Genomic DNA, 11,954 nt, shown 5'->3' with positions numbered 1-11,954 from the left:
ATCGAATGCCGTCGGCTGTTGCGCGTATGGCTTCGGTTCGCGGCAGCACGAGGCCGCCGTCAGGTAATGGCCGCTGGAGCGCTTTCGCTTGACCGATTAGAGGAGGCTTCTTTGCTCAACCAACTCGCCAGACGTCGACACGATCGAGGATCCATAGGGCTCGCGCGACGAAATGATCAGCGCGTCGTCCGGTAGTGGGCGGGCTAGATCCTTGGCTTCATTCCAGGGCGCCCGCATCCATATGTCAGCCTCCTCCTTAGTCAGCAGCAGGACAGGCATCGCCTTCTCATGGATCGGCGTCACGAGCTGGTTGGGATCGGTGGTCAGAAAACCATAGAGATCGTCGGTCGTGAGCCCGTCTCGAACCTTCCGGACGCTTTTCCATTGCGGCACATGGATGCCGGCAAAGAACATCAGCGACTTTGCTTCATCGCGGGCAAACCAGGCATTGGGCACATTTCCGCCATCCTGTTTGCTCGCCGGATCCGGTTCGGCAAAGCTGGTGACAGGGACGAGGCATCGATGTTCGACACCGAACCATCGTGTCCAGTGGGGCAGGTTGAGCTTGCGTACGTTGGTCACACCGCGGTCCGGTTCCATGCGGGTAAGCTCATCCATATCGACAGCCTGACCCTTGGCCTTCAGTTTCCCCGCCCTCGTTTCCGCAGCTTTTTTCTGAACGAAGGTCGGCGAGGGAAGGCCCCAACGCGCATGCACGAGATGCTTCTTGCCGTCCGCCGTGTTGCGGACGATCGGCCCCATCTGGTCGGGGTTCATCTGATAGGCTGGCATCAGGTTGATCAGGCTTTCGGCGTCCTGAGCCCATTTGGAGACCCAGTCCTTGTCTTCCATCCGATATAGATTGCACATGGCAGCAATTCCTCCGTTGCGACCGAATGCAGTTGTGTGGTGAGTTCCGCCTCCGTCGCTAGTCGAGCTTGTAAACGTCGGCATTGTCTTGCCGTTCCCGCAAGCCTTTGTAGGAGGCATGGCGTAGCTTGCCGTCCGCCGTCCACGCCCGGAACTCGATCTCTGCAATCAGTGTTGGCTCGACCCAGACGATATCTGATTTTTCGGGAAAGGGCACCGGTGGCTGTTTCCGCTTCCAGCGCAGCTTGTCCAGCATCTTGCGCAGCCTGATCATCTCGGCTTCCTTAAAACCTGTACCGACGTTTCCGACATGAATGAGCTCGTCACCGCGATAGGCAGCAAGCGCCAGCGAGGCGAACCCGGCAGGCGATGCCGTCGATGGCTCATAGCCCACGATCATGAACGCTTCGCTCCCAACGCATTTGATCTTCACCCAGTCGCCGGTGCGGCCGGAACGATAGGGCTGATCGAGGTGCTTGCCGACGATGCCCTCGAGACCAAGGCTGCCAACGTGTTCCAGCAGGATCGCGGGATCGGCGTCAATGGTTTCCGAAAGGCGGATCGCGCCGTCATGTCCCTTCAGCGTATCCTCGAGAAGATGGCGGCGTGAGCGGTATTCAATATTCCGCAGATCATGACCGTCGAGATAGATAAGATCGAAGGCGTAGAGGATGGCGTCCGAAGCTCGGCTGCCAGCAGTCTTTCCAGAGGCACCCAACGATTTCTGCAGCAGCCCGAAATCCGGCCGCCCTTCATCGTCAAGCACAACTGCCTCGCCATCGATGATCATCGTTGCCGGCCCAAGCGCCCGGGCAGCCTGCTCGATCGCCGGAAACCGGTGCGTCCAGTCATGGCCGCTACGCGTGAGGATGCGGACCCCAGTCGGCTCGATATGGACAGCCAGTCGATAGCCGTCCCATTTCAGCTCCCAGCTCCATTGATCGCCTTGTGGAGGATGCGCCTTCAATTGGGCGAGCGCCGGCTCGACGCGATCGGGCATCGGATCAAACAGCAGCTGTGGCTGTGCGGGATTGCGCTTCCGACGCGGCTTTGACCGCAGCGGGGCTTCGCTATCACGAAGGAGCGGCTTTGATCTCGGTGGCTTCGTCATGCAAACGAGTTCAGCACGAAAACCTTAAGAAGATTATGACGCCGTTCATCTATCCCCGCTATCCACCATTCTGGACCCGACAGACGCAGGGGCCGCAAAAAATTCTGTTTCCCCTTACCTCCTTGAATCCTTTTCGAATCTTCGACTTTGCTAATACTGGGATAATATTCCTCAACCATGTGGTGCTTGACTCTTTTGCATTACGAGAACAAACAATGAACATATAGCCCGTACGACATGATGTCGATCCTTTGAACACGACCTTGAAGGGAGCCGTGAACGATGACTGCTGCCCGTCAGAGGGTGATTTGCGACTTGCGCGATCGCATAGCGTCGATGGAAGGGGTATCCGCGACGCGGGCCGGAACACTCGCCTTCGGCGTTCCCGAGATCGATGCGGCCTTGCCCGGCGGTGGTCTCGCCTATGGCGCGTTGCACGAGTTTGCAGGCGGTGGCTCGGGCACCGTCGATGGCGCAGCGGCAGCCCTTTGTGTTGCCGGCATTGCCGCACGAACAAAAGGCCCCGTCATCTGGTGTCTGACGCGGCCGGATCTGTTTTTTCCGGCTCTGGCCCATGTGGGTCTGCATCCTGACCGCGTCATCTTTGTTGAATCCGACAAGGAAGAGGATGTGCTTGCCAATATGGAGGAGGGCCTTTCCTTCGGCGGACTTGGCGCCGTCGTCGGTGAACTTGTCCGCTTGCCCATGGTCAGTTCCCGCCGGTTGCAGCTTGCAGCCGAGCGAACCGGGACCATGGCGCTTGGCGTTCGGCGATGGCGGCGACAGACGGAGGCCAATGACTTTGGCCAGCCGACGGCCTCGACCACGCGGTGGCGTGTCAGCGTGATGCCGTCGGAAGAGTTGCCGGTAGCGGGGGTGGGCAGGCCCCAATGGTTTCTGGAATTGATGCGCGTGAAAGCGGGTGAGTGTGCTGAGTTTCTCGTGAGGGCGTGTGATGACAAGGGTCGTCTCGATCTATCTTCCGGATCTGCCGACAGATCGCATTCGTCGGGCCGATCCGTCTATTGCGCCTGAACAGCCAATCGCCGTGATCGCAAAAAGCGGCTCGAAGCGATGGGTGTCTGCCGCCGATCCGGCTGCCAGAAAGGCGGGCGTGCATACCGGCATGGCAGCCGCAAAGGCGCAGTCGCTGTTTCGTGGCCTGATGCTGGTTGACGCTGATGCCGAAGCCGATCGAGCCGCACTTGAGCGCATCACGCTCTGGGCGCTGACGATCTATTCGCCAATCGTCGCGGTCGACGGGATTGATGGCATCGTCATGGATACAGAAGGCGCCGATCATCTGCAGGGTGGCGAACTATCAATGGTGAATGGCATCGCCAACCGGTTCCTCGCGAAAAAGCTGACCGCTCGTGTGGCGGTTGCCGACAGCTGGGGTGCTGCCCATGCTTGCGCCCGCGCCATCAATCGCGAAACGATTGTCGTTCCACCGGGCGAGACGGCCCGTGCCGCCGAAAAACTGCCGATCTCGCTTTTGCGCCTGCCGTCAAAGATCGTCTCTGATCTGCGCATTCTCGGTTTCCAGACGATCGGCGAACTTGCCAACACCCCGCGGGCCCCGCTGACATTGCGTTTCGGTCCAGAGGTCGGCCGCCGTCTCGACCAGATGCTGTGTCGTGTCGCCGAGCCGATCGAGCCGATCCGGACCGCAGAGCTGGTTGAAGTCTCCAAGACCTTCGCCGAACCGATCGGGGCTGCGGAAACCATCGACAAATATGTTGGCCGTCTGGTCGTCCAACTCGTTGGCGAACTCCAGAAGCGCGGGCTTGGCGTGCGCCGTGCCGACCTGATCGTCGAGAAGGTCGATGGCACGAGACAGGCCATCCGCGCCGGAACCGCCAGACCCGCCCGCGATGTCGCCTGGCTGACAAAACTGTTTCGGGACCGGACGGAAAAGATCGAGCCGGGCTTCGGGATCGAAAAGCTGATCCTGGTCGCCGTGATAGCCGAGCCTCTCGAGGAGGCTCAGAAAGCCTCTGCTCTGGTCGAGGATGACGTCACTGATGTAACGCCGCTGATCGACCTCTATGGAAACCGGGGGCAGAGGGTTTATCGCGTCGCGCCGGTCGCCTCCGATGTGCCGGAACGCTCTGTCCAGCGCATCAGCCCCGTCGCTGAACCGATCGCCGTTGCCTGGGTCAGCCATTGGCGCCGCCCCGTCCGTCTCTTGCCGAGACCTGAGTTGATCGAGGCGATCGCGCTGATGCCGGACCGGCCGCCAGTCTCCATCGTCTGGCGTGGCAAACGCCGTAAGATCAAGCGTGCCGACGGGCCGGAACGTATCTTCGGGGAATGGTGGCAGCGAGATGCCGAAATGGACGCCGTGCGCGACTATTTCGTCATAGAGGATGAGGCAGGCGAGCGCTTGTGGGTGTTCCGCTCCGGCGACGGTGTTGATCCGGAAACCGGATCGTATCGCTGGTTCTGCCACGGGATATTCGCATGAGCTACGCCGAACTTCAGGTCACGACACATTTTTCTTTTCTGCGTGGTGCCTCGTCGGCGCAGGAGTTGTTTGATGCTGCAAAACTCCTTGGGATCAGTGCGATCGGCGTCGTCGATCGTAATTCGCTGGCCGGGATTGTTCGCGCCCTTGAAGCATCCCGCGCGACAGGTCTCCGCCTCGTCGTTGGCTGCCGTCTCGATCTCGCCGACGGCATGTCGTTGCTCGTCTACCCGATAGACAGAGCTGCCTACTCACGCCTGACCCGGCTGATTACGCTCGGCAAGTCACGTGGTGGCAAGGACAACTGCATTCTGCACTGGGATGACATTGTTTCCTACTCGGAAGGCATGATCGGTATTCTGGTGCCGGATCTGCCGGACGCCACCTGTGCAGCACAGCTTCGCAAGATGGCTGGAGCGTTTGGTGACCGCGCTTACGTGTCGCTGTGTCTGCGCCGACGCCCCAATGACCAGATGCGGCTCCATGAGATTTCCAACATGGCGGCACGGGTCAGGGTCAAAACCGTGGTCACCAATGACGTGCTGTTTCATGAGCCGGGCCGGCGGCAGTTGCAGGACATCGTCACTTGCATCAGGCACAACACCACGATCGACGATGTCGGCTTCGAGCGCGAGCGTCATGCCGACCGGTATCTGAAGCCTCCGGAAGAAATGGCTCGCCTGTTTCCGCGCTACCGGCAAGCCCTGGCGCGAACCATGGAGATCGTGCGGCGCTGCACGTTCTCACTCGAGGAGCTTACCTACCAATATCCCGAAGAGGCGATCGTGCCGGGCAAGGATGCTCAGGGATCGCTCGAGCATTATGTCTGGCAATGCGTGCCGGATCGTTATCCGGAAGGCTTGCCGCCCGACGTGTTGAAAACCGTACGGCATGAGCTCGATCTCATCCGCGCCATGAAATATGCGCCGTATTTTCTGACGGTGTTTTCGATCGTGCGCTTTGCGAGAAGCCAGGGCATTCTCTGCCAGGGCAGGGGATCGGCGGCCAACAGCGCCGTCTGCTATATTCTCGGCATTACCTCTATCGATCCATCGACCAACGATCTCCTGTTCGAGCGTTTCGTCAGCCAGGAGCGCGACGAGCCGCCTGATATCGATGTCGACTTCGAGCATGAACGGCGCGAGGAGGTCATCCAATGGATCTACAAGACCTACCGACATGACAAGGCTGCCCTCTGCGCCACCGTTACGCGGTATCGTGCCAAGGGAGCGATCCGCGATGTCGGCAAGGCGCTCGGCCTGCCGGAGGACGTGATCAAGGCCTTGTCGTCGGGCATGTGGTCCTGGTCGGAGGAAGTGCCCGACAGAAACATCCGCGAGCTCAATCTCAACCCTGACGACCGGCGCTTAGCGCTCACCCTGAAACTGGCGCAGCAGCTGATGGGAGCCCCGCGCCATCTTGGCCAGCATCCAGGAGGATTTGTCCTCACCCATGACCGGCTGGACGATCTCGTACCGATCGAGCCGGCAACGATGAAGGACCGCCAGATCATCGAGTGGGACAAGGACGATGTCGAGGCGCTGAAGTTCATGAAGGTGGATGTGCTCGCACTCGGCATGCTCACCTGCATGGCAAAGGCGTTTCATCTCATCCGTGAGGATAAGGGCGAGGATCTCGATCTGTCTACGATCCAGCAGGAGGACGCAGCCACCTACGCAATGATCCGAAAAGCCGATACGCTTGGGACATTCCAGATCGAAAGCCGCGCGCAGATGGCGATGCTGCCGCGCCTGAAACCCCGCACCTTCTACGATCTGGTCGTGCAGGTGGCGATCGTCCGGCCCGGTCCCATCCAGGGCGACATGGTGCATCCCTATCTTCGCCGCCGCGAAGGCAAGGAGCCGGTCGAATATCCCACGCCCGAACTGGAAGCCGTGCTCGGCAAGACTCTGGGCGTGCCGCTGTTTCAGGAGAGCGCCATGCGCGTCGCCATGGTCTGCGCCGGTTTTACCGGTGGCGAGGCCGACCAGCTGCGCAAGTCGATGGCCACCTTCAAGTTCACCGGCGGGGTCTCACGCTTCAAGGAAAAACTCGTCTCCGGCATGATCAAGAACGGTTATTCGGCGGAGTTCGCCGAAAAGACCTTTTCCCAGCTCGAAGGTTTCGGCAGCTATGGCTTTCCCGAAAGTCACGCAGCCTCTTTCGCGCTGATCGCCTACGCATCGAACTACATCAAATGCCATTATCCGGATGTCTTTTGTGCCACCCTTCTCAACAGTCAGCCGATGGGTTTTTATGCTCCAGCCCAGATCGTCGGTGATGCGATCAAGCATGGCGTTGAGGTGCGACCTGTGTGCGTCAACCGCTCGCGCTGGGACTGCACGCTGGAAAAGATCGGCAGCACTGATCGGCATGCTGTCCGGCTTGGATTTCGGCAGGTGAAGGGACTGGCTGTCGCTGATGCAGCGCGGATCGTGACGGCACGCATGAATAGTCCTTTCTTATCCGTCGATGACATGTGGCGCCGGTCCAGCGTGCCGACGGAGGCGCTTGTCCAGCTGGCAGAGGCCGATGCCTTTCTGCCATCGCTCAAACTCGAACGGCGCGATGCGCTCTGGGCCATCAAGGCGCTGCGCGATGAACCCTTGCCGTTGTTTGCCGCTGCGACTGAGCGCGAGATGGCGGCAATTGCTGAGCAGCAGGAGCCGGAGGTCGCCCTTCGGCAGATGACGGACGGGCACAACGTCATCGAAGATTACAGCCATACGGGCTTGACGCTACGGCAGCATCCGGTTGCGTTCCTGCGCAGGGACCTGTCGGCACGCAACATCATCCCCTGTGGGGAGGCGATGAATGCTCGGGATGGGCGATGGGTTTATACTGCAGGTCTGGTGTTGGTGCGCCAGAAGCCCGGGTCTGCCAAGGGCGTCATGTTCATCACCATCGAGGACGAAACAGGCCCTGCCAACATCGTCGTCTGGCCGTCACTGTTCGAGAAGCGCAGGAGCGTGGTGCTCGGATCCTCGATGATGGCGATCAATGGCCGGATTCAGCGGGAAGGGGAGGTCGTGCATCTTGTCGCGCAGCAACTGTTCGACCTGTCGGCGGACCTTGTCGGTCTGGCTGATCGGGATACCGGGTTCAGGCTGCCGGCCGGGCGGGGCGACGAGTTTGCCCACGGCGGCGGCGGGCCGGATTCGCGTGATCGACAAAAGCCCGTTGTCCCGAGGGACATATTCACACCCGATCTCCATATCGATACGCTGAAGGTGAAGAGTAGGAATTTTCACTAAAATGCTCAAGCCAGCGAGTCGGAAGCGGCGCCTACACCTCCAAAGCCGCTCTAGTCATCAAGTATGGAGACCTCGGATGCATCCGTGACAATAGGTTTCGCCGATGATTTTGGGAACGGATGAACTGGAACTGGAAGTGATGCGAGGCGCGCTTCTGTCTCCGGCGTGACATGACAACGCAGACCTGAGACTGGCCCGACACCATACCGGGCAAAGTACGGCTTTATGAGGTTGTAGCCACGCTGGTCGCCTGATTGAAAGTGCCGGAAAATCCAGTAGGCGATCAAGTCCGCCATCTGAATGAGGCGCGATGCTTTTGAATCCAGAAAAAGCGGGACTTCGGCAAAGTTTCGAAGTTGTCCGTTGGCATGCCCCACGTGCTTGAACACATGAGACAGGGTCTGGATTTTCTCCTCGTAATTGCTTTTGTCGAGGATGGCCAAGCCGCGTTGGGGATTCTTTTTCTTATAGAGTGTCTTCAGATATCCATCGAAACACGAAGCCACTTCCTCGAAACTCCGAGCCAAAATATCGTTAGGAGAAAAGTGCTTCTTTTCGATGACGCAGGCGTAAACCTTCAATTGCAACTGCTTGTCGGCCAGTAGCGACAAGATATCGACAACGGATTGAACTCTTTCATTTGGAGGCACACCTTTCCAGGTACCGTTGCCCCCATCGGATTCCCATGAAACTCGATTTCCCGAGGATTGGTCGAGCTAAAGCGCGCCGCTACAGGATCTATCTGGGCTTCCAGCCAGTGGGTTTGACGCTCGAAGATGCTGAATCCGGCAAGCACGAAGAAGTCGGAGCTAGGATCATGAGAGTGACCCGACTCGTCGAGATATAGTAGATGCAACGAATCCCCCTGAAACGAAAAAGCGGACCGCATGCGGTCCGCTCCAATTCGGTAAGCCGAGTTAAACAATCGTTCAACGCACCGACGGATCAGCGCTCTCGACTATGACCAACATATATCGGTTGCGTGTCGGCTTTTCAAGCGGCGGCTCCGCATGGCTCCCAATCGCCAACGTCCGGCGTTCGCGGATTCACGTCGTATGTGACCCGTATCCTGGGCGTGGGCATCGACTTGACCTGATGACTGGAGCGAAAAGAACATAGCATCAGGTATCGAGGAGCGTGACAAGATACGCATCAGCACGATCTTTGTTGGCCGGAGGCAGATCTATTGAGGCGTCCCATTCCTGCTCTTGATGGATGGCTTCCTGGTCCGGTCCCGGATCTCCGTCGATCAACCCGCTGACGGGGTCCGCTAAGCAAGCTGCGGCCGCTTCGGCTGCGCCTTCGCGGTGATCGCGACCGGTTCCGGACACTGACGGGAGCCATCGAGCGGGAATGGCCCGCTCCAAAGATGGAGCCCTCCGATGAACACCGATCTTACCCTTGCGCAGAACCACGCCTTCCAGCTTTCCCGCATCCTGATGGTTCCGGTCACGCTTTTCAGGTCCGGCGACGAGTTCGGCGTTCTGCCGAGCGACGAACTCGATGACGAAGACGATCTGGAGATCGTGCATGAATTCCATCCCTGGCCGGCTCATTGAGCCGGCATTTACCTCTCCTTGGTGCCGCTTGCGAGCGGCAGGCGGCAAGGGAAGCTTCGCCGCGCTTTGGCACCGACGGTAGGCGTTGATCTGCAGATCAGCAGATTGCCAGGGCGCGCCCTTGCCCCCTTTGCTCTTCGCGGCCGCCGGAAACGGTCCCGCAAATTGCGGGAGACATGAATCTGGAGAGAAGGGCGGCGCCGCGAGCGCCGGAAAATAATGGAGAAACAGAAACTGGAAGAACTTCGGGACCAAGTCCCGTGCGCAGCTTTGTTGGAACAGTCTGGCTTTGCCATCGACGTCAAGGAAAGCACTCGCAAAGCTTTGAAGTACCGGCGCGGTGCGGAAATCGTCATCGTCATCCATGGGGGGCGGGGTTGGTTCGATCCACTGTCAGACGCGAAAGGCGATGTCTTTGGTCTCGCGGAGCATCTGGACGGCGTCACCTTTGTCGAAGCACTCGACCGGGTGGCCGATCTCGTCGGCGTCATCGCCACGGATCCTGCTTGGTCTCGCCCAGACAGAAAGCTCGCTCATAGCATTTCCGTCCCGGAACGCTGGGCAAAACGACGGAGCCCGTGGCTGGGGTCGATGACCTGGCGCTATCTGCGAACCGAGCGCTGCATCCCCGTAACGGTCATCCGGCAGGCCATCCGCAGCAACGTCCTTCGAGAAGGCCCTTATGGCAGCATGTGGGCCGCCCATGTAAATGACGATGGTTCTGTCACCGGCTGGGAAGAGCGCGGCCCGGATTGGCGGGGCTTTTCGACAGGCGGTTCGAAAATTCTGTTTCGCCTTGGTTCTTCCGATGCCATGCGTCTTTGCGTCACCGAGGCGGCGATCGACGCCATGAGCCTTGCGGCTTTCGAGGGGCTGCGTGACAGCAGCCTCTATCTCAGCACCGGCGGCGGTTGGTCGCCGGCGACGGACGCCGCGGTCCGCAAGCTGGCCGCGCGTCCCGGTGCTGTTCTGATCGCAGCTACCGACGCCAATAGCCAGGGTGAGACCTTTGCCGGCCGGCTTCGCGACATTGCCAATGAGGTCGGCTGCGACTGGTTGCGACTGAAGCCGCCATCGGAGGATTGGAATGAAGCGCTGAAGGCGCGCGAGGAAGAAAAGAGGGAGAGAAGAATGGAAACAAGCGGAGGCCTGCCGCATGCCCGCCGGCCGCGTCAAGGGTGAAGCTTCGCCCGCTCGAGAGCGGCCCTTGACGCGCCCGGACGGAGAGGCGGCGTGAGGGGAGGGTCATGAAGGACTGAAGAGGATGGTGAGCTGATAGCAGCACCGCGCTTCGGTTCGGACAGGGCCAAAGGAGCCGTCAATGAGCACCCCTTCCGCAATCCGTAAAGTCTACCAAGGCGCCGCCGACCGCCATCAGATGTTCCGGCTGTTCGATCGGTACGCACAACGTCCTCAACGTTTCGACGGTGACGCGAGCGTGCTCTATGCCGGCGAATGGTTCGAAATCACCGAGCGCGAGCATGATTATATGTTCGAGATCCTGCCGCCGCTTTGGATTCGGGGCTCGATGTTTGCAATGCGCGAATTCCTGACCGGATCTGTCACATCAGTGTTATTCGCGCTGCGGATCGATGGGGGCGTTCGTCACTTCCATGGATATTGTGATCTCTCCGACGGCCGGTCCGTGGAAGACATGCGGCTGGAGATCATCGAGCGGGAGACGCGTCCAGTGCGGGCGATGACGCGGGACGAGCATCTTGAGCATATCTGCAGTGCCACGGCGGACGCCTATCGCGGCTACTCCGATGAACGCTCCCTCCATTATTTGCCGGGGCAGCGGGTCATCACTCTCTACACCACAGCTGGGTCTGCCAGGTCGAAACTGCTCGACGACCTGACCGACGATGAGATCGCCACCAAGCTGCCCGTCCAACTGCGCCATCTTGCCCGTGCGGCAGTCGTAGCGTGAGGAGATGCGTTCATGCTTGCCTACCGCTCGCGAGACGGAGGCGTTTTTGCGTTCGCAGGCGACCTGGAGGAAAAGCGCCTGAAGCTGCGGGCAATCGAGGCTCAACTGTCGGCAGATCTGGACAACGAGACCGTCGCGGCAGCTGCATAGCTGCATTGCACAATAAATGATTTGCCGTTGGTTAAAATTCAGGCATAACGCCTCCAGCTGATGCACATGGCGGTCACCTCCCAGTTCCGTCGCAGCAGCTGTTCCCCTCTGGAGGTATTAGATCTCCACACTTCATGGGCCGCGGTTTCTGCAGGCCCATTTTTTTATTCGTTGTTCGCTTCGTCCGACGATTCCGAGGGGTTTATGCCGAGACGGCTTTTGCGCGGGCCTCGCCACTCGGCAGCATGAAGAGCGATTATATCGAGATATCGCTCGCGAATCGTCTTCATGTCGATCTCTCCGCGGATCCATTCCTCCAGCAAGACAAGGTAGGGTGGATCCGTATCGATCGGAACACCGCGCGCTCGGGCCCGATCGCTTACGCGCTGCGCGATCGCTCGACGGGTCTCGGTGTCTGTGCTCATACTGTTTCGCCTTGGCATTCCTGATAAGCGGCGAGATTTACCAGTTGGCGAGCTGGTTCGCGACTTGAAATTGCTCATCGTCAACAATATCTGAGCATCACTTCCCGAAGAGACGATGTCCTGCTCGCTGCAATCGCCGCGGCGTTTGACATTGCGCCGGGATACAAAAGAAGGCGCTCCCCTCACGG

Annotated in this window: 12 protein-coding genes; 7 read left to right on the top strand and 5 right to left on the bottom strand. The window is 59.5% G+C overall.

All coding sequences use genetic code 11. The features are described 5' to 3' along the window. Positions 1–96 precede the first annotated feature (96 nt). Together T18_RS22750 and ligD are read right to left on the bottom strand one after the other, a co-directional pair. Positions 97–870: an SOS response-associated peptidase family protein gene (locus T18_RS22750; protein WP_038496938.1), complete on the bottom strand. Its 774-nt coding sequence runs from the start codon at positions 868–870 to the stop codon at positions 97–99. A gap of 58 nt (positions 871–928) precedes the next feature. Then, entirely contained in the window at positions 929–1,981 is a 1,053-nt protein-coding gene (ligD, locus tag T18_RS22745) for a non-homologous end-joining DNA ligase (RefSeq protein ID WP_038496935.1), read from the bottom strand. 282 nt (positions 1,982–2,263) lie between these two features. Here ligD and T18_RS22735 point away from each other — a divergent pair, with 282 nt between their 5' ends. Genes T18_RS22735 through T18_RS22725 form a run of 3 tightly spaced genes read left to right on the top strand, consistent with a single transcriptional unit; the run spans position 2,264 to position 7,702 of the window. Continuing rightward, positions 2,264–3,016, top strand: a complete 753-nt coding sequence (locus tag T18_RS22735; protein WP_046205662.1) for an ImuA family protein — start codon at positions 2,264–2,266, stop codon at positions 3,014–3,016. Further along, positions 2,937–4,448: a Y-family DNA polymerase gene (locus T18_RS22730; RefSeq protein ID WP_038496926.1), complete on the top strand. Its 1,512-nt coding sequence runs from the start codon at positions 2,937–2,939 to the stop codon at positions 4,446–4,448. The genes T18_RS22735 and T18_RS22730 overlap by 80 nt, the downstream gene beginning before the upstream one ends. Continuing rightward, positions 4,445–7,702, top strand: coding sequence for an error-prone DNA polymerase (locus T18_RS22725; RefSeq protein WP_038496924.1), 3,258 nt, complete (start codon positions 4,445–4,447; stop codon positions 7,700–7,702). Before T18_RS22730 ends, T18_RS22725 begins: the two co-directional genes overlap by 4 nt. Positions 7,703–7,752: 50 nt before the next feature. Here the strand turns inward: T18_RS22725 and T18_RS22720 are convergent, their stop codons facing one another. Continuing rightward, the gene (locus T18_RS22720) at positions 7,753–8,352 is read right to left on the bottom strand and encodes a DUF3800 domain-containing protein (RefSeq protein WP_051489758.1); all 600 of its coding nucleotides are present in this window, start codon (positions 8,350–8,352) and stop codon (positions 7,753–7,755) included. Further along, positions 8,280–8,591, bottom strand: a complete 312-nt coding sequence (locus tag T18_RS28290; RefSeq protein WP_075807841.1) for a DUF3800 domain-containing protein — start codon at positions 8,589–8,591, stop codon at positions 8,280–8,282. Before T18_RS28290 ends, T18_RS22720 begins: the two co-directional genes overlap by 73 nt. 493 nt (positions 8,592–9,084) lie before the next feature. On the opposite strand from T18_RS28290, the gene T18_RS27215 reads away from it, so the two are divergent. From T18_RS27215 to T18_RS27035, 4 genes are all read left to right on the top strand, one after another. Further along, positions 9,085–9,261, top strand: a complete 177-nt coding sequence (locus T18_RS27215; protein ID WP_038496918.1) for a hypothetical protein — start codon at positions 9,085–9,087, stop codon at positions 9,259–9,261. A 273-nt stretch (positions 9,262–9,534) separates the two neighbouring features. Continuing rightward, positions 9,535–10,443: a DUF3991 and toprim domain-containing protein gene (locus T18_RS22705; protein ID WP_410118147.1), complete on the top strand. Its 909-nt coding sequence runs from the start codon at positions 9,535–9,537 to the stop codon at positions 10,441–10,443. A 139-nt stretch (positions 10,444–10,582) separates the two neighbouring features. Continuing rightward, positions 10,583–11,191 (top strand): DUF1419 domain-containing protein, encoded by a 609-nt coding sequence (locus tag T18_RS22700; RefSeq protein WP_038496912.1) that lies wholly within the window; start codon positions 10,583–10,585, stop codon positions 11,189–11,191. Positions 11,192–11,203: 12 nt separating this feature from the next. Next, on the top strand, positions 11,204–11,341 hold the full coding sequence (locus T18_RS27035) for a hypothetical protein (protein WP_158319046.1): 138 nt from the start codon (positions 11,204–11,206) through the stop codon (positions 11,339–11,341). A gap of 164 nt (positions 11,342–11,505) precedes the next feature. On the opposite strand, the gene T18_RS27275 is transcribed toward T18_RS27035, so the two are convergent. Next, the coding region (locus T18_RS27275; RefSeq protein WP_210187541.1) for a hypothetical protein at positions 11,506–11,954 on the bottom strand (449 nt) is incomplete at its 5' end.

This window comes from Rhizobium sp. TBD182 (assembly GCF_001950375.1).
GTDB classification, from domain to species: domain Bacteria; phylum Pseudomonadota; class Alphaproteobacteria; order Rhizobiales; family Rhizobiaceae; genus Agrobacterium; species Agrobacterium tumefaciens.
The sequence above is the reverse complement of the archived record's forward strand: the minus strand, read 5'-3'. Positions and strand labels throughout refer to the sequence as shown.